This is a genomic window from Clostridium fungisolvens (genome assembly GCF_014193895.1).
GTDB classification, from domain to species: domain Bacteria; phylum Bacillota; class Clostridia; order Clostridiales; family Clostridiaceae; genus Clostridium_AR; species Clostridium_AR fungisolvens.
Map to the genome: position 1 here is coordinate 24,790 of NZ_BLZR01000003.1, position 18,636 is coordinate 43,425.

Here is an 18,636-nt window from a genome sequence, read left to right on the forward strand (position 1 = left end):
AAAAGAAATATCATTAGATTATATTAATATTTTTCCTAAAAAATGTGGGAAATATATAATACTATATACAGTTACAAAATGTTAATTAAATTTCTGCAGGTTTCTAACTTAAGTTATACATGCTAAAAATAGGAATGATTTAAAACATGCATAACTTAATATTTCATAATTGAAGATTATACAACTGAACTCAAGACTTTGCCAATTGAATCATGAATAACTAAATTAGCTTTGCTATCGGCAGAAGTAGTACTCTTATTTATCAACACTAGATTTTTACCCCTAAAGTAGTTTATAAGTCCAGCAGCAGGATAAACAACAAGAGAAGTTCCCCCTATTATTAAAGTATCTGCTGCTGCAATAGCTTTAACGGCTCCATTAATAATATCCTCATCTAATCCTTCTTCGTATAAAACTACATCAGGTTTAACTGTTCCTCCACACTTAGTACAGGTTGGTATACCCTTAGATTCTAAAATAAACTTTTCATCATAAAAAGCATGACATTTAGTACAATAATTTCTTAGAACTGATCCATGGAGCTCAAAAACATTTTTAGAACCAGCAGCTTGATGAAGTCCATCTATATTTTGAGTGACAATTGCCTTAAGTTTGCCCATCTCTTCTAGTTTTGCTAAGGCCAAGTGTCCAGCATTAGGCTTTGCGTTAGGATATATTAATTTATCTTTATAGAAACTGTAAAAGTCCTCAGGATATCTTATAAAAAATGTATGGGATACTAGTTGTTCAGGTGTGAAAGTCATATTTAACTTTTCGTTGAAAAGTCCATTAGAACTTCTGAAATCAGGTATACCGGACTCAGTACTCATACCAGCACCACCAAAGAAGACAATGTTATTAGAATTATCTATGATTTCTTTTAATTTATCTGAATTCATAAAAATCACCTCATTAAAATTATATCACAAGTATTGAAGTAGTATTAATATATCTGTTATTATTAACTGTAGTGTATAGGTTACATAATGTTTAAAAAAGTTACCTTTCTTAGATTGAAAGGGTTTATCATAGAAAGATAAAATTTATTTCAGGGGGAATAGGCCTTGCGTTTGAAGAAAGTTTTAACAACGGCTGCTTTAGCTACATGCATAATAACAGGATCGCTTTTTTATTACAGCAAAAATGTACAAGCTCAAAAATCAAAGGAAGCGTTTAGTGCTTTAAAAGCTGATTATTTAAATGAACGTATTGATTACAAATTGCTTAGTACTAAAATTAATGACTTAGAAAAGACAGGTTCGTATAAAGCAGATGATAGTGAAATTAAGAGTTTAGAAACACTAGAGAATCAAAGAAACGAATTTAAGAATATAGAAGAACAGTTTGCAAAAAAAGATTATAATCATGTTTTACCTGCAATAGCAAGTTTAGAAAAACAAATTGGAGATAAGGTACTTAAAGATAAGCTGTTAGAGCTCAAGAGTGCGGTAGAAGATTCTATCTCAGATGATTTAAATCAAGATATAACTGATTCTAAATATGATGATGGACTAAAGTTCTTAGATGAAAATAAAGAATATTTATCTAAAGATTTTTTAGATAGCAGTAAAAAGCTTATTGAAGACGCAAAAGTAAAGGCTGAAGAAGAACAGAAGCAGTTAGAAGCAGATAGAAAGGCAGCAGAGGAAAAGGCCAAAAAATCTGTTAGTCCTGCTATTGCTGCATACCTTAATGGATATACACCTAACCCTGATAAGGAAAATGTTGTGAAGAACTATTCAAGTAGATCTAAATTTTTAGTTTGGGTGGATCTTCAAAACCAGAAAACAAATGTATTTGTAGGCAGTAAGGGTGATTGGAAGCTTATAAAAGAACTAGATTGTTCTACTGGTGCAGTAGGAAGCGAGACTCCAAAGGGGATATATAAGGTTTCAGCAAGAGGTGACTGGTTCTATAATGCAAGCATAAATGAAGGAGCAAAAAACTGGGTTCAGTTTTTTGGTAATTACCTTTTCCACTCTTGGCCTATGGACAAAAATAAAAATATCACTGATTATACTTTAGGTAAACCTGTATCTCATGGATGTGTAAGATTAAGTCTAGAAAACTCTAAATGGATATTTAATAATATACCAGGTGGTACTACAGTTTATGTTAATTAAGGTGAGCTTATAAAGTTATAAGTAACATGACCATATAATCTAATAAACATTTTAAAAAGTCTATTGCAGCATTTTAAAAAGCTAGTAATAGACTTTTTTACTGTAAAGAAAAATAAAAAAATTATTGCTACCTAAGCTCAGTAATTTCAGTTATTTATTATAGCTTTTTAGGTAGTGCAGTAAAAAAGAAAATATATTCGCCTGCCAGATTTCCCTCATATACATTCGGAAAGGCAGATTCGTAAAAAACTCACTGAAGAAGATCGCTTAAGTGAGTTTTTTATTTTTTATGAAATAAAATATGAATTTTCAGAAATTTGTAAGCAAGTTGTAATAAAAACTGATACAATACTATGATATAATGGTGGTAAATTTTAACTTATATTGCAATAATGCTTATATATTATAAGAAAGTAGGGGAACTATGAGAAAAGTAGTCAATAGAGTGTTAATTTTTATTCTTGCAATTGCATTAATTATCCCTTTAGTTCTAGTAAAAGGTGAGACTGTTAAAGCCGATACTAAGAAAGGTATAACAGTAAAAACCACTGTGGGGTTTAATGACAAATACAAAATAGGTTACTATACACCTATAAATATATCCATAAAAAATGATTATAAGGATATACAAGGAACTGTTGAAGTTAAGGTTCCTACCTCAGAAAATAAATATGATAGCTATTTAAAAAATATTAGTCTTCAAAAAGGAGCTGAGAAAATTGTTACCATCAATGTTCCTGTAAAGCAAGCCTTTTTGAAATATGAGGTGTCAATAAAAGATGGTAATGATGAAGTGTATAGTGAAGAAATTAAGGTTGGAAACTCTACAAATCAAACTGTAAAGTTTGTAGGAATTTTAAGTGATGATTTTGACAGTTTAACATATCTTAATAAAATTCCAGCACCAAAGGGTGTTACTTTATCAACAGAATTGATAAAGCTAGATGAAAATAAATTTCCGGATTATCTTCAGGTGCTTCAATCTTTTGACATAATAGTAATCAATAATTTTGATAGTTCTAAATTATCTAAAGAAGCTTATGAAAATCTAAAGAGTTGGGTAAAACTCGGTGGAACCTTGGTGATTGGTACTGGTACTAATTATAACAAGACTCTAAGTTTATTTAAGGATGATTTTATAAAGGGACAGCCTGGAGAGATCACAAAGGTAAATACGTCTAAGATATATAGCATAGCTACCAATGGAGATAATAACAATCCAGTTTCAGTAGAAAATTTAAATATACAGCTGGATGGAAGTAACACAAATATACAAGAAGGAAATTCGAAACTTCTTCAGACAATTAATATAGGTTCTGGAAATGTTGCTATAGCAGGTTTTGATTTTGGACTTAAACCTTTTGTTGGCTGGGCAAATAACAGTTCTTTCGGAGAAAAGATTTTTAGTATGATAAATCCAAGTTTTATTAATAATGCTAAATTTGATAATAGTTATATGAACACATATTTCTCTGTAAGCGAACTAGTAAACAATTTAATGACTAAAAAAGCAGATATAAACATGTATCTTTTAGTACTAATAATCTACATTGTTTTAGTAGCTCCAATAAGTTATTTTATACTTAAAAAGTTAGATAAACGTGAATTCATGTGGATAACAGTTCCATGCATTGCTATAGTGTTCGGAGTTATAGTCTACTTTTTAGGGAGTGGGACAAGATTAAGCGATATAGTGGCAAATAACGCTAATATAATAAATATGGATTCAAAAGGAACAGCTACTAAAAACACATACGTAGGGATATTTACACCAAAGAAAATGACTGTTGAGGTATCAAGTAAAGAAGGTCAAAAGCTAGAGTCTGTAGATAATCCTAATTATAATGGAAATCCAGATAATGCAAAGAAAAATGAACTTGATACTTTAATAAGAGAAGATAAAGGAACTCTCGAATTTAAAAATAAAAGTGTTCTTGCTACTAGAACCGTGAAGATACCATCTACTAATATAAGCATTGGAAAGATAGATGCTGATGTATCTATAGACGGAGATGAGATAAAAGGGGATATTAAGAATTCTACTTCTTATGATTTTGAATATTGCTATTTAATAACTCCTAAGTCTTACTATATTCTTGGAGCTGTCAAGAAGGGCGATAGCGTAAAGCTAGATAAAAAAACAGGGGATTATAATGGTGATATAAATCAACTAACCTATGAGAATAAAATTTATAAAATGGGTAGCCCTAATGTTAGTGATGAGGATAGATATAATGCCAGCTTATTTAGAATGTCATATTCTGAATCAATGCAAGCAACAAGAGTTAAAGATATTTCTATCATAGCGATAACAAAAGATAGTATTTCAAAACCATTGGTGGTAAATGGTAAAGATTCAGTAGTTAAGGATAGAACCATAATAAGAATGCCATTACAACTAAATTTCAAGAATGGTGATACAATTCAGTACCCAATGGGATTTGTAAATCATAGAGTAGTTGAAATGTCCACTACAAATTATGATCCATATGGAGAAGCTTTCTATGGTGCTGGAAATCCTGAGATAGTATATGATATAGATAAAAATATCACTGTAACAGACCTAAAATTAGACTCGAGTTCAACTAGCAGTAATATAGGAAGTTCTAATGCAGCTTTAGAAGTGTATGACTATAAGCAAAATAAGTATGTATCTTTGACTTCTAATAGTTTTAGTGGCGATGATGTGAAAAAATATTTGAATAATGATAATGAATTAAAGATTAAATTGAGTGTGAATAATAATGGTGCACCAGCTCAAATACCTGAGATATCTGTAAAAGGGAAGGTGAAATAATGTTAGAGATAAAAGATCTTTATAAAACATACGGAAAGTTTCAAGCTGTAAGAGGTCTAAATCTTGAAATTCCCAAAGGAGAGATATTTGGATTTGTAGGCCCAAATGGTGCTGGAAAGACAACTACAATGAGAATAATATGTGGTTTATTAGATGCTACTTCTGGTAAAGTTACGGTAGATGGGATTAATGCATTGAAGGATACAAGACTCTTAAAAAGTAAAATAGGATATATGCCTGACTTTTTTGGAGTATATGATGATCTTAAGGTTACAGAGTATTTGGAATTCTATGCATCAATATATAATATAACAGGTGCTGAGAGCAAGAAAATCTGTATGGATTTATTGGAACTGGTAGACCTAGTAGACAAGAAAGATTTTTATGTAGATAACTTATCAAGAGGTATGAAACAAAGGCTTTGTTTGGCTAGAAGTTTAGTTCACAATCCAGAGCTTTTAGTACTAGATGAGCCAGCTTCAGGCATGGACCCTAGAGCAAGAATTGAGATGAAGGAAATACTTAGAACATTAAAAGGAATGGGAAAAACAATATTAGTAAGTTCTCATATACTGCCAGAGCTAGCAGAGCTTTGTACTTCTATTGGTATCGTTGAGAGAGGTCAAGTGGTTGTAAATGGTACTGTAGAGGAAATAATGAAAAAGATATACCACACTCAAACCATAAAGATTAAGGTTTTAGATAAGGCAGAAGAGACTTTAAGGATACTAAAAGAATACCCGGATTTAGATAATATAAATGCTGTTGGTGATAATATAGTAGAAGCTTCTTTTAAAGGTGATGACAGGTACATGAATGAGCTGCTAGTAAGGCTTATAAATAATAATATTCCTGTTGTATCTTTTAATCAGCTTGATGGAAATCTTGAGGATATCTTTATGAAAGTAACTGCTACTTTGGAGGAATAGTGATGAAGATGAATATTAATAAAAGCAGTTTTAGAATAAATCCAGTATTACTTAAAGAATTAAGAGTTAAGATGAGAGGTTGGAGGGCGCCTATATTAATAGGGGTTTACAATCTAGTATTAACTTTACTTACCATACTTTTTCTTAAAACCATTATGAACCGCGGTACAATGACTGCAGATCAAGTATTTACAACTTATGGTTTCATGTCTGCAGCTCAATTTGGTCTTATCAGTTTAATTGCTCCGGCTTTAACCGCAGGAGCAATATCTGGGGAGAGAGAAAAACAAACTTTAGATATACTTTTATCTACTACCTTAAAGCATAGATCTATAATCTTAGGGAAGCTATTTGCATCACTAAGTCATATAATTCTTCTGATATTAAGCTCGGTACCGATATTTTCAATAATATTTTTATTTGGAGGAATTGGTATAAGTGAATTGCTACAGACCTTCTTATTTTATATCGTACTTGCAATAACCTTAGGAAGCATTGGACTTTTCTTTTCAACATTTATAAGGAAAAGCACTGCTGCTAATGTATTGTCTTATGCTTTGATTGTATTCTTGTTCATAGGAACGCTGTTAATAACAGTATTCTATGTCCAGCTAGTTATTCAACCTACGCTGCTTAATAAATCGTATGATCAAACCTTTTGGCTCATGTATTTAAATCCAGCAGCTTCATTTATTACGCTTTTAGTAAGTCAGTTTGGTGTAAGTGGTCAATCAATCTTTCCGGGATTTTATATATCAAGTAATAGTCAAAATATGTGGGCTATTAATATAGTTATAGATTTAGTTTTATCAATATTATTGCTTACAGCGTGTTCATATAAACTAAATCCAGCAAGAAGAAAGTTTTCTATAGATAAAAAGTATGATGAGCTTCACAAGGATGATATTAGTGAAGAGGCGGATAAATAAATTTTAGTAAAAATTATAGGGGGGTGGCATATTGGATAGCCCATATAGAGAGATAATAGCTAGATTAAAAAAAGTAAGAAAAAGAGTATATGTAGAAAAGTTTCTCAGAAATTTTTCTATTACATTAGTTATCTCTACCATATTGATAATTGCGGTAGCATTAGCTTCGAGGCTTATACCTATATATGGAGTGTATTTCATATGGCTTCCCTCTATATATTCTATAGGTTTGGTAGGTGCTTTAATTTCTACCATTATATTTATGCCAAAGTTGAAAAAGATTAGTGAAATAGTTGATTCCTTTGGATTAGATCAAAGGGTATCAACTGCTCTTGAACTTATGGATGAAGAAAACATATATAAAAAGGTTCAAGCCGAGGATGCATTAGTGAAATTTAATAGCTTGGATTATGCTAAACATATAAGATTACTGCCTTCAAAATTGATACTTAGAATACTTATAGGAACTATAGTGGTATTTTCGCTTACCTTTCTTATACCAGATACATTAAAGGATGAAGCAAATAGGCTACATGCACTTAATGTAGAAAAGAAAGAAGAAGTGAAAAAGATAGAAAATGCTAAGAAGGAGGTAAGCGAAAATAAGAAGCTTACGGAACAAGAGAAGAAGGAGCTCTTAGCAAAGGTAGATGAATTAAAAAAGGATTTAAAACTAGCAAAAACTGATAAGGAAATAAATAAGGCTAAAGAAAAACTGGCAAAAAAGCTAGATATAGATAAGAACAAAGAATTAGATAAGGATTTAAACAAGCTAGCGGAAGGCTTGAAAAAAAATGATGCTACAAAAAATCTAGCAGATGCTATAAAGAATAATGATGATAAAAAACTTCAAAGCGAGTTAGATAAGTTAAAAAATGATATGAAAAACATGGATAGTAAACAAAAAGAGGAGCTTAAAAATAGCATCTCAAGCACCTCAGCGTCTTTAAGCAGTAGCGATCTTAAAAGTAGTTTAGGTGAACTTTCAGATTCGCTATCATCTGGTGATGAGGCTGCGATAAATAAAGCTGTAAGTTCAGTTAGTAACTCCCTAGCTAAGGCTTCATCTCAAAGAAATAAAAATCAAGCATTAGCTTCGCTTCAGAAAGATTTGGGAGATGAAAATCAGCAGCTAGCTGAAGCTAAAGATCAAAATTCCCAAGGTCAAGGAAGTGGCTCTGGCAACGGCAGTGGTAGTGGAAATGGTAGTGGAGATGGAAGTGGTAGTGGTTCGGGAAACGGATCAGGAGGAAATGGAACAAGTGGTGGAGGAAGTGGAGCTGGAAATGGAACTTCTAATGGATCTAATGGTGTAAATCCTTATTCTGGAGGAGGAGTAGGAAATAAGGCTCCAGGTACTTCAAAAGAAAGGGAATATGAAAAAGTATTTACTCCAAGTAGACTTGGAGGAGATGGTAAAACCTCCTCTTTAAGTGGTAAGGCTGGAACCAATGGAAATAGTGAAAGCGAAATAACAGATAAATCTAACGCTACTCTAGGAGAATTAAAACCTTATGATCAAGTTGTAGGTGAATATAGTAAAGAAGCTATGGAGAATATGGAAAACTATGAGGTTCCTGATGGCATGACAGAGATAATAAAGGGGTACTTTTCATCATTGCAGCAGTAGATACCTTTTCATAAGAATAAATAAATCACTTCTAAGATAATCGCTGATTGAAGTAATTATTAAATAAAATCATTGAGTTAAATCAAGGCATATATAGAGATAAAAACAATAAGGAGAATAACATGAGTATAAATGAAGAAAGCGTAAAAAGTATAATAGAAAAGATAGAGAAGGTCGAAAATGAAATTGGAAAAGCTATAATAGGACAAAAAGATATAGTTAGACAAGTGTTAATAGCTATATTTACTGGTGGAAATGTACTTCTTGAAGGATCACCTGGTCTTGGAAAGACTCAGCTAGTAAAAACTCTATCAAAGGTTTTAGACTTACCATTTTCAAGAATACAATTTACACCTGACCTTATGCCTGCTGATGTGGTTGGTACAAATATTATAATTAAAGATAGTAAGGGGAATAGCGCTTTTCAATTTCAAAAAGGTCCTATTTTTTCTAACTTAGTGTTGGCAGATGAAATAAATAGAGCAACTCCAAAAACTCAATCTGCACTTCTTGAGGCAATGCAAGAGCATACAGTTACTGTAGGAAGCTCCACTTATACTCTTTCCGAACCTTTTATGGTATTAGCAACTCAAAATCCTATTGAAAATGAAGGAACCTATCCTCTTCCAGAGGCACAACTTGATAGATTTTTATTTAAGTTAAATGTACCTTTTCCTAATTTAGAAGAGCTTAAAAGTATAATAGGAGTTACTATAAATAATGAGGCTCAAGAGCTAGGCAAGATGATGGACGGCGAAGAAATACTTGAAGTGAGAAAGCTTTTAAAGGAAGTACCTATTTCTAAGGCTGTGGAAGAATATGCTTTAAAAGTAATTCTTTCAACCCATCCAGATTATGAAAACTCTCCTGAAATATCAAAAAAATATATAAGATATGGCGCTAGCCCAAGAGCCGCGCAAGCAATAATCTCAACATCTAGGGTAAGAGCTATTATGGAAGGTCGATTTAATGTATCTTTTGAAGATATAAAATACGTTGCTTATCCAGCATTAAGACATCGTTTTTTCATGAATTTTGATGCAGTAGCAGATGGTATTACAGCTGAAGATATAATTTCAGAAATATTAGAAAGTCAATTAAAATAAGGGCGTGTTTAGATGAGTGATAAGGTATTTAACGGTGATTTCTTTAAAAACCTTGAAAATATATCTCTAAAGGCTAGAATGACCATAAATAATGGAGCAGCTGGAGGAAGGCGATCTAAAGCAAAAGGTAGTTCTGTAGAGTTTTCTGATTTCAGAGAGTATACCCCAGGAGATGATTTCAGAAGAATAGACTGGAATGCCTATGGAAGATTTGAAAAGCTTTTTTTAAAGCTATTTATGGAAGAAAGAGAAGCATATATAAATATTTTTATTGATTGTAGTAAGTCTATGGATTTTGGAGAAGAGAGCAAGGCGAAAATGGCTCAAAGACTTTCCGCTGTATTTACATACTTAGCCATAAACAATTTAGATAGAGTGTGTATTAACAAAATATCTGGCAATAGCTTAATACCATCTACTTCTTTTATGGGTAAAGGATCTTTTCAGCAAGCGCTTAATTTTATAGAAGGTGTTGATTTTAGTGGAAGTACGAATCTTTGGGAAGCTATAAAAAAGAAACCACTTAAGCCTAGAGCAGTAGCTATCGTAATATCTGATTTCTTTACTAAAGGTTCAATTGAGAGTTTGGTTAAGTATTTTGCATTTAATAAGCAGCAAATAATATTTATTCAGATACTTTCAGAGGAAGAACTTAATCCTAAGATTGATGGACAAGTAAGACTTGTTGATAGTGAGACAATGGAGGAGATAAATATAACTATTACTCCAAAACTCATGAAGGCATATGAATTGAAACTAAAATCATTGACTAGCGGGATGAAAGAGCAGTTGAAAAAGTATGGTGGAAGTCTTATCCAGGTGTCTGCAGAGGAAGATCTACAAAAGGTCGTGTTTGAGAAATTTAGTAAGGAGGGAATCATATGAAGCTTTATTCACCAATGTCTTTATGGTTTCTTCTCCTTATACCTATATTAATTTTAATGTATATATTAAAGCAAAAATATGAAGAGAGAGAGATACCAAGTCTCTTTTTATGGCAGCAGGTATTAGCTGAAACAGAAGCTTCTACACCTTTTGAGAAGTTTAGGAATAATCTATTGTTTTTTCTTCAGCTTTTAGCTTTACTATTAGCTATCTTTGCACTTACCAGTCCTTTTATTAATATAGGAAATAAGAATTTTGAAAATGTAATTATAGTTATCGATAATAGTGGAAGTATGAGTGCTGTAGGTGAGAGAGATACTAGATTAGAAGAAGCTGAAAAAAAAGCAGCAGATATGGTTAAAGGATTGTCTTCAGATAGTAGAATTACATTGGTTTCTGCTTCAAAGAACAGTAAGGTTGAGCTTAGTGGCTCTACTGATAGAAAAGAAGTTATAAATAAGATTAAAGATATTAAACCTACTAATAGTGCAGGTGATATAAATGATACATACTCACTTATAAAGTCTATATGCAATAGCTATAATAGCTACAAGGTAGTATATTATACTGATTCTGACGTTAATTTAAAAGAGATAAATGGAGAAGTAGTCAGTCTATCAATGCAAAAAGAAAATGTAAGTTTAGATTATATATCTCAAAGTAAAGATAATGATTATTTAAGGGTTATGGTGCGAGTTACTAATCATGGAAATGAAACTAATTCTGAAGTCTTACTGTATGGCGAAGAGAAACTTTTAGATATAAAGAATGTAGATATAAAAAGTGGAGAGACGAAGACTATTTATTTTGATAAGGTTCAGACTAAAGATAGATTTTTAAAGTGTGAGTTATCACAAAAGGATGCACTAGATGAGGATAATGTTATTTATTCTATAGTGAAACAAAAGGATGGAGCAAAGGTTCTAATGTCTTCTAACCAGAATGTGTTTCTTGAAAAGGCTATCTCAACAATAAAAGATATAGAATTAATTAAAACTAATCCTGGAGAAGCTGTAAATGGTGATTATGATTTGTATATTTTTGACGGTAAACTTCCAGAGTCCTTACCTAAAAAGGGAAACATATTGATTATTAATCCAGAGAAAAACAATGATTATTTCAATGTCTCATCGGAAAGAGACGGAGGAAAAGGAAACGTGTTATCCCATGCAGTGACAAAGTATATGGATAAGAGCAGCTTTGTTGTTTCCAAGGTTAAGAATATAGAAGTTCCTTCTTGGGGATCAACTATAATAAAGGTTGGAGATAACAATGCAGCATTTTGCGGGGAAGTAAAAGGGCAAAAGGTTGGAGCCATAGCCTTTGATCTACATAACAGTGATATGCCGTTAACTCCAGAATTCCCTATATTTATAAATAACTTAATGTCTTACATGCTAAATAGAGATACTGTATCGGGAACTCAGTATTATACTGGTGAAAATATAGAAGTAATACCACAACCAGAAGCAAATAAGATATGGATGAAGACTCCATATAATGACAACATTGATCTTGGAACAAAATATCCTCTGAAACCTTTTGATGAAGCGTATAAACCTGGTATATATGAGATTCATCAGAAGATAGATAAGAATGAGCAAACTAAGCTCATAGCTGTGAATTTTCCAACCTCTGAAAGCGATACTTCCAAAAATATTGCTTCTAAAAATTCACAAAAGGATGGAGGCGAGCTTTCTAAAAGTGGCATTAATTTGACTAATATTTTGCTAACCTTAGCGCTTTTAGTGTTGCTTATAGAATGGTTTGCTTACGTACGAATTCACGGAAGGTAGGGTTTTGATCAATATAAAGGGAGAGGAGGACAGTTATGGGGGTTAGTTTTATAAGACCATATCTTCTGTTATTTATTCCAATTCTAATAGGAATCATAATGTTTTTATCAAAGTATGCTGTTAGAATAAATAAATCAAAAAGAAAATGGGCTGTAATTTTAAGAAGTGTTGTAATTACATTAATAATGTTATCTATATGTGGTACTAGCTTTTATTGGGAGTTGAATAATAATACAACTATATTTCTAATTGATAACTCTGATTCAGTAAATACTGATAAGGATTCTTTTGAAACATTTGTGAAAGATGCTATAAAACAAAAATCCTCTAAGGATCAGATTGGAGTACTTTCCTTTGGAGGAAATACTCAAGTAGAAAGCTTTATATCTAATGACTCAACTTTTTCAAGAATTGATGGTAGTGTGGATAAAAATTATACCGATATTGAAAGTGCTTTAGCATCAGCAATTGCTCTATTTCCAAATAATTCGAATAAAAGAATTGTATTACTGTCAGATGGAGATGAAAATCAAGGTGACTTAAACAAAATAATGCCATCGATAAAGCAGCAGGGGATAGAACTTGAGTATTATAAAAAAGAAAAAGATAAATCAGAAGAAATAGCTGTTCAAAGTATTTCTGTTCCTGAAAAATTAGTATTAGATGAGGAATTTAATTTATCAGTTACTATACAAAGCACCACAGATACTAATGCAAAATTATCGTTATTCAATGGCAGAGAAAAGGTTGGAGAACAAAGTGTTCATTTAACTAAAGGCATAAATAAATATGTCTTTAGGGATAAGGCCACTAGTGGAGGATTTAAAGGATATAAGGTAACGATAGAAGCAGATAAGGATACGGAGCTAAAAAATAACGAAGCATCAGCGTTTACTATGATTACGTCAAAACCTAAGATTCTTATAATAGAGGGTGGAGAAAATGAGGCTAGTGAACTTGCTAAGATGCTTACAGCATCCTCATTAGATTTCACTGTAGTAAATGCAAAGTCAGCCCCAAGAAGTTTGCAGGAGATGACAACGTATAAGAGTATAATAACCTGCAATGTATCAGCTGACGATCTTAATGAAGGATTTATGAATTCATTAGAAAGTTATGTAAAAGACTTTGGAGGAGGTTTCATAGCTACTGGTGGAGATAACTCTTTTGCTTTAGGGGGATATTCTAAGACATCTCTTGAAAAGGTATTACCGGTATATATGGATATGAGAGGCAAAAAAGAAATTCCTAAAATGGCTATGATGCTTATAATTGATAAGTCGGGAAGCATGACAGAAGGAATGGCTGGAGTAAGCAAGGTTGATATGGCAAAGGAAGCCGCTATTAGAAGTCTTGATTCCTTAAGAACAGGAAAAGATGAAATTGGAGTTCTTACCTTCGATGACCAATATAGTTGGGCGGTAAAAAGAGGAGTTATAAATGATCCTAAAAAAATAGAGGATGATATAGGAAGCATACGTGCTGGAGGGGGTACTAGTATACTACCAGCACTTGAAGCTGGTTATAAGTCCTTAAAAGAAAGCGATGCAAAAATAAAACATATAATTCTTTTAACTGATGGTCAAGCAGAAAGAACAGGATATGATAATTTATTAAAGGATATAAATAAGGATAATATAACTGTTTCAACGGTAGCAGTGGGAAGAGATGCAGATAAGAATCTTCTTAAAGGTATTGCAGACTTTTGCGGAGGTAGATCCTATGTTACTGATGAGTACACCAATATACCTAGAATTTTTTCGAAAGAAACCTTTATGGCTGCAAGAATGTATCTGAATAATAGAGAGTTTACACCTAAGATAAGTACTGAACACAGTATTATAAGTGGAGTAACTGATGGAGGGGTACCATCACTTTTAGGGTATGTAGGTTCATCTCAAAAAGAAACTGCAAGAATCATATTAGAGAGTGATGAGGATGATCCAATTTTGACAGTTTGGCAGTATGGACTTGGAAAAGCTGTAGCGTGGAATTCAGATATATCAGGTAAATGGAGTGCAAACTATATAGGATGGGGAAAAAACTTAAAGTTATGGCAGAACATAATTAATTTTTCTATAGAAAATTATAATGATGAAGATGTATCGATGGAAGTAAGCAGTAACGGCAATGGAGCAAAGGTTGTCTTGAAAGATAAAAAAAATCAAGGTGAAGTTGATACCACTGCAACTATTGTTACTCCACAAGGTGAAAGCAAAGAAATAAAGCTATATCCTACAGCACCAGGGGAATACACCGGAAACTTTCAGACAAAAGAAGATGGTGTATATATGATAAGTGGAAAGCAAAGTAAAAATGGAGAAACATTAAGTTCGGTAAACTCAGGATATGCTAGGCAGTATTCTCCAGAATATAAGATAAGAGAAGAGGGCAATAAAACTGATAAGATTATTACTGAAAATGGTGGTAAGATAATAAAAACCTCTGAAGAAGTTTTTAGCACTGAAATTATAAAGAAAAAAGGACAAAGAGATTTAAGTCCATTTTTGTTAGCATTAGCATTAATAATTTTGATGTTCGATATTGCTTTAAGAAGATTGAATTTGAACTTATCTAAGATTAGGTTGTTTATAGATAAGCTATTTAAAACTTTAACTTCAAGTAAGTTTAAGATTAAGAGATCAAACAAGTTAAGAACGGTGGATTCAGTAGTTAATGATAGCGATAGAAATAGTGATTTAAAAGATTTAAGTTTAAATAAAGGACCTAATAAGAATAGTAAAAGTAATGTTAACGAATCAAGTAAACATGAAACTTATAATAATGAATTCATTGACTTAAGCCCTGTAAAAACTAGTAAAATCAATAAAAAGCTTGAAGACAATAAAGAAAATAAGATCGACAATGAAAAAGAGAATAACGCTGAAACTTTAAATACTTCACAATTATTAAAAAATAAAAGATTTAAAAAATAAGTTGCTTATAAGAAATGAAGCATTATGCATGATAAAAATAATAGACTAGCCACCGTGAAAATAACTTCTAAGGTGGCTAGTTTGCTATAAGAACAGTATTTATTAAATTAATCCATATTTATTTTTCCCAAAGTTTTTATGTTATTGACAAAATATGAGTAAATGTGTATAATTTATAATTGTGAGTTATGGCTCGATAGCTCAGTCGGTAGAGCAGAGGACTGAAAATCCTCGTGTCGCTGGTTCGATTCCTGCTCGAGCCACCAAACCTTTAATAACTTTAGTTATTAAAGGTTTTTTTGTTTTCTACAAACAAATTATTTTAACTAAATCTTAATATTACTTTAAGCTTTTTGAAAGAATTTCTTAATAAATTGGAATTATAATTAGAAATAAGATATAAAACTTTTCGTTATAACCTATAATTTATTAAGGAGTTGCTGTTATGTTAGATAAACTAAGTTTAACTGATAAAGAAAATGATTTGCTTGCAAAAGGGATAGCTATTGGTGCAGGTGTTGGCATATTAGTAGGAGCACTATTAAATTATGTAACTTTAGGATTTGCAGCTGGAGGTGTTGTAGGCATATTGGTTTCCTTAACTTACTCATTTTACTTAAGAATGAGAAAAAAAGCTTTAATAGAAGGTAAACAGACATCTATTAAAAAGTAATTATAAGGCGCTTATACTTAATAGTTGAGTAATGAACTCCATAGGATAAAGACGTAGGATGTTATGAAAAGAAAATAAATAATATATTAGAAATATATAATATGAGAATAAACTTAGTTTTAAATGAAGAAGGAATGAATTATTTAATATAATTCAGTCCTTTTATTTACTGTATAGGAAAGTTTGCAATTTTTATATTAGCCAAATCTATTAATTTCAATTAATTTGAAGGGTCTTTTATGTAAGTTATATGTTTTCTATCTGCCAATCGATAGGAGTTTTACCTATAGACTCAAGAAATCTATTTGTCTTAGAAAAAGGTTTACTACCAAAGAAACCTCTTGAAGCGGATAGTGGACTTGGATGTACTGATTTGATTATATGATGCCAACCGTTTGTTATTAGCTTTTCTTTTGATATGGCATTGTTTCCCCAAAGTATAAAAACTATCGGATCCTTCCTTTCGTTTAATAAAGATATTATTTTGTCAGTGAAGATCTCCCAACCTATACTTTTATGAGAGTTTGCTTCACTAGCTACTACAGTAAGCGAGGTATTCAAAAGCAAAACTCCTTGATCAGCCCACTTTTTCAAGTATCCATTATTAGGTATATAACAACCTAGATCATCCTTTAATTCTTTGTACATATTTAAAAGGGATGGAGGAATCTTAACTCCAGGTTTAACTGAAAAACTTAATCCATGAGCTTGATTAGGTCCATGATAAGGGTCTTGACCAAGTATAACAACCTTAACATCACTATAGGAAGTATAATGCAAAGCGTTAAAGATATCATATTTATCTGGAAAAATAGTTTTCTTCTCATACTCCGAAACTAAAAATCTCCTTAATTTAAGGTAGTATTCTTTTTCAAATTCATCCTTTAATAAACTATCCCATTCATTTTTAAAATTGACAGACATTAAGTTATCACCTCATCTTATAAAATTTCTACGAACATATATATTAATGATTTTTAATAAATACAAATTTAAAAATAGGTTGAAATATCAACTTGTTAAATAAGTATATTTATATTATTATATCAAATTTTCATAAAATAAATAAAAATAATATCTTACAATTAACTTAAGTGCAATATTAATAAAGAATATGAAAAAAAAGATATTTGATTGTAACAATCTCATATTATATTGTCTCTTTGGAAAAAATAAAATGGTTGAAGTGTATTTTATGAAAAAGATATAATTTATATTGAAATGTAAATATTGTTAAGGGGGCTTTAAAATGGCAATTAAACCAAGGAAAGTAGCTATTGTAGGAACAGGTCTTGTAGGTTCGAGCTGTGCATTTAGTTTAGTAAACCAAGGTGTATGTGAAGAGGTACTAATGATAGACCTAAATGAAGAAAAAGCATTAGGTGAAGCTATGGATTTAACTCATGCAGTTGAATATCTTCCTAAGAGAACTAAGATATTTCAAGGTGGATATGATCAATGTGGGGATGCAGATGTAGTAATAATAACAGCAGGGGCACCACCTAAGATAGGGCAAAGTAGAATTGATACTTTAGAAATTAGTGCTAAAATATGTAACAGTATTGTTGAACCTATAATGAAATCAGGGTTTGATGGTTTCTTTATAATAGTATCTAATCCAGTTGATATTATAACTTATCATGTTTGGAAGATATCAGGGCTACCAAGAAATAAAGTTATGGGAACAGGTACTTCTGTAGATAGTGCTAGATTAAAGACCATGATTTCAGAGTATTTAGATGTAGATCCAAGATCAGTACAAGGGTACGCTATGGGAGAGCATGGTGATGCTCAAATGATTCCATGGTCACATGTTTATGTTGGTGGTAAACCATTCCTAAAGATAATGGAAGACCATCCTGATACCTATGGTAAGTTAAACTTAGATGAAATTGAATATAGAGTTTCCCAAGAAGGATGGGCGGTTTTTAATAGAAAAGGTGGAAGTACTTATTATGGTATATCTTCTGCTGCTGTAGGAATAATAAAGTCAATATTATTTGATGAACACAGTATAATACCTGTATCAGCAATATTAGATGGTGAATACGGTGAATATAATGTTGCATCTGGGGTACCAGCTATTATTAATGCTGAAGGCGTAAAAGATATAGTCCAGATAAATATGACAGAGCAAGAAAAGTTAAAATTTAAAAAAGCTAATGAATCTTTAAGAGGATATATAGCAAGACTAGGACACTAGAATATATTAGTGTTATTTAAAGACCTTATGAAGTAATTAATCATATTAATGACTTCATAAGGTTTTGTTATTCTTTAGCAAATTATATCTCAATTATATTTGTAGATAATTATGCGAAGAGACTTAAGACATAATATATGCATATTCTATTTCCATGATTTAAAGATATGACAACAATCATTTTAAGTATTAATGGTGTTTTGCTTGATAACTAGACTTAATTTGATACTGTTATATCTAAAAGACCGAAATTACTTATAATATGAATTATGTTTTTTTAAAATATTAATTGATTTATTAAAATAAATGAATATAATACTTTCATGTAATGCATAATAAACAAGAATAAGTTGCTTTTTGATACATAAACATTACCAAGTGTATCAATATAAGAAAATCAGAGGATTATTAAGAAAGAGTTATATAATCATGGTTAAAGTTTGTTTACCTAATATTTACGAAAGCTATTAGGTATATGAGCATGATATTATAAAACACGTCGCTGAAACACACAGCAAGTAACACGAAAGTTAAAACTGATGAATACAAAAAAAGTTTTAAAAAAGTGTTGACAATAACATCTCAGAAATGTTAAGATGTAAAAGTCGCTGATGAGTGACAAAAACAAC

At 31.4% G+C, this 18,636-nt stretch carries 13 protein-coding genes and 1 tRNA gene; 12 read left to right on the forward strand and 2 right to left on the reverse strand.

The features are described from left to right. Window positions 1–176 precede the first annotated feature (176 nt). Window positions 177–899 carry an NAD-dependent protein deacylase gene (locus bsdtw1_RS23225; protein ID WP_183280034.1) on the reverse strand — a complete coding sequence of 241 codons (723 nt, stop codon included), beginning with the start codon at window positions 897–899 and terminating at the stop codon, window positions 177–179. A gap of 165 nt (window positions 900–1,064) precedes the next feature. Here bsdtw1_RS23225 and bsdtw1_RS23230 point away from each other — a divergent pair, with 165 nt between their 5' ends. From bsdtw1_RS23230 to bsdtw1_RS23280, 11 genes are all read left to right on the forward strand, one after another. Continuing rightward, entirely contained in the window at window positions 1,065–2,123 is a 1,059-nt protein-coding gene (locus tag bsdtw1_RS23230; protein WP_183280035.1) for a L,D-transpeptidase, read from the forward strand. A 424-nt stretch (window positions 2,124–2,547) separates the two neighbouring features. After that, window positions 2,548–4,920 carry a DUF8726 domain-containing protein gene (locus bsdtw1_RS23235; protein ID WP_183280036.1) on the forward strand — a complete coding sequence of 791 codons (2,373 nt, stop codon included), beginning with the start codon at window positions 2,548–2,550 and terminating at the stop codon, window positions 4,918–4,920. Next, window positions 4,920–5,849 carry an ABC transporter ATP-binding protein gene (locus tag bsdtw1_RS23240; protein ID WP_183280037.1) on the forward strand — a complete coding sequence of 310 codons (930 nt, stop codon included), beginning with the start codon at window positions 4,920–4,922 and terminating at the stop codon, window positions 5,847–5,849. Before bsdtw1_RS23235 ends, bsdtw1_RS23240 begins: the two co-directional genes overlap by 1 nt. A 2-nt stretch (window positions 5,850–5,851) precedes the next feature. Beyond that, complete coding sequence (locus bsdtw1_RS23245; protein WP_183280038.1) at window positions 5,852–6,778, forward strand: ABC transporter permease; 927 nt, start codon at window positions 5,852–5,854, stop codon at window positions 6,776–6,778. A 31-nt stretch (window positions 6,779–6,809) separates the two neighbouring features. Continuing rightward, complete coding sequence (locus bsdtw1_RS23250) at window positions 6,810–8,408, forward strand: DUF8809 domain-containing protein (protein ID WP_183280039.1); 1,599 nt, start codon at window positions 6,810–6,812, stop codon at window positions 8,406–8,408. A gap of 122 nt (window positions 8,409–8,530) precedes the next feature. Beyond that, window positions 8,531–9,514 (forward strand): AAA family ATPase, encoded by a 984-nt coding sequence (locus bsdtw1_RS23255; RefSeq protein WP_183280040.1) that lies wholly within the window; start codon window positions 8,531–8,533, stop codon window positions 9,512–9,514. Between the two features lie 12 nt (window positions 9,515–9,526). Beyond that, a complete protein-coding gene (locus tag bsdtw1_RS23260; RefSeq protein WP_183280041.1) occupies window positions 9,527–10,399 on the forward strand; it encodes a DUF58 domain-containing protein in 873 nt (290 codons plus the stop codon). Further along, the gene (locus bsdtw1_RS23265; protein WP_183280042.1) at window positions 10,396–12,195 is read left to right on the forward strand and encodes a vWA domain-containing protein; all 1,800 of its coding nucleotides are present in this window, start codon (window positions 10,396–10,398) and stop codon (window positions 12,193–12,195) included. Before bsdtw1_RS23260 ends, bsdtw1_RS23265 begins: the two co-directional genes overlap by 4 nt. A gap of 35 nt (window positions 12,196–12,230) precedes the next feature. Next, window positions 12,231–15,131 carry a VWA domain-containing protein gene (locus bsdtw1_RS23270; RefSeq protein WP_183280043.1) on the forward strand — a complete coding sequence of 967 codons (2,901 nt, stop codon included), beginning with the start codon at window positions 12,231–12,233 and terminating at the stop codon, window positions 15,129–15,131. A 190-nt stretch (window positions 15,132–15,321) separates the two neighbouring features. Further along, a tRNA-Phe gene (locus bsdtw1_RS23275) sits at window positions 15,322–15,397 on the forward strand. A 179-nt stretch (window positions 15,398–15,576) separates the two neighbouring features. After that, a complete protein-coding gene (locus tag bsdtw1_RS23280) occupies window positions 15,577–15,804 on the forward strand; it encodes a hypothetical protein (protein WP_183280044.1) in 228 nt (75 codons plus the stop codon). A gap of 246 nt (window positions 15,805–16,050) precedes the next feature. On the opposite strand, the gene bsdtw1_RS23285 is transcribed toward bsdtw1_RS23280, so the two are convergent. After that, on the reverse strand, window positions 16,051–16,728 hold the full coding sequence (locus bsdtw1_RS23285) for a uracil-DNA glycosylase (RefSeq protein WP_183280045.1): 678 nt from the start codon (window positions 16,726–16,728) through the stop codon (window positions 16,051–16,053). A 325-nt stretch (window positions 16,729–17,053) separates the two neighbouring features. Here bsdtw1_RS23285 and bsdtw1_RS23290 point away from each other — a divergent pair, with 325 nt between their 5' ends. Further along, window positions 17,054–18,007 (forward strand): L-lactate dehydrogenase, encoded by a 954-nt coding sequence (locus tag bsdtw1_RS23290; protein ID WP_183280046.1) that lies wholly within the window; start codon window positions 17,054–17,056, stop codon window positions 18,005–18,007. Window positions 18,008–18,636 lie beyond the last annotated feature (629 nt).

What these genes read in the sequence shown, in the direction of transcription:
- bsdtw1_RS23225 (WP_183280034.1), bottom strand. Translation starts at nt 899, where the DNA reads ATGAATTCAGATAAATTAAAAGAAATCATAGATAATTCTAATAACATT.
- bsdtw1_RS23235 (WP_183280036.1), top strand. Translation starts at nt 2,548, where the DNA reads ATGAGAAAAGTAGTCAATAGAGTGTTAATTTTTATTCTTGCAATTGCA.
- bsdtw1_RS23240 (WP_183280037.1), top strand. Translation starts at nt 4,920, where the DNA reads ATGTTAGAGATAAAAGATCTTTATAAAACATACGGAAAGTTTCAAGCT.
- bsdtw1_RS23245 (WP_183280038.1), top strand. Translation starts at nt 5,852, where the DNA reads ATGAAGATGAATATTAATAAAAGCAGTTTTAGAATAAATCCAGTATTA.
- bsdtw1_RS23255 (WP_183280040.1), top strand. Translation starts at nt 8,531, where the DNA reads ATGAGTATAAATGAAGAAAGCGTAAAAAGTATAATAGAAAAGATAGAG.
- bsdtw1_RS23260 (WP_183280041.1), top strand. Translation starts at nt 9,527, where the DNA reads ATGAGTGATAAGGTATTTAACGGTGATTTCTTTAAAAACCTTGAAAAT.
- bsdtw1_RS23265 (WP_183280042.1), top strand. Translation starts at nt 10,396, where the DNA reads ATGAAGCTTTATTCACCAATGTCTTTATGGTTTCTTCTCCTTATACCT.
- bsdtw1_RS23270 (WP_183280043.1), top strand. Translation starts at nt 12,231, where the DNA reads ATGGGGGTTAGTTTTATAAGACCATATCTTCTGTTATTTATTCCAATT.
- bsdtw1_RS23280 (WP_183280044.1), top strand. Translation starts at nt 15,577, where the DNA reads ATGTTAGATAAACTAAGTTTAACTGATAAAGAAAATGATTTGCTTGCA.
- bsdtw1_RS23285 (WP_183280045.1), bottom strand. Translation starts at nt 16,728, where the DNA reads ATGTCTGTCAATTTTAAAAATGAATGGGATAGTTTATTAAAGGATGAA.
- bsdtw1_RS23290 (WP_183280046.1), top strand. Translation starts at nt 17,054, where the DNA reads ATGGCAATTAAACCAAGGAAAGTAGCTATTGTAGGAACAGGTCTTGTA.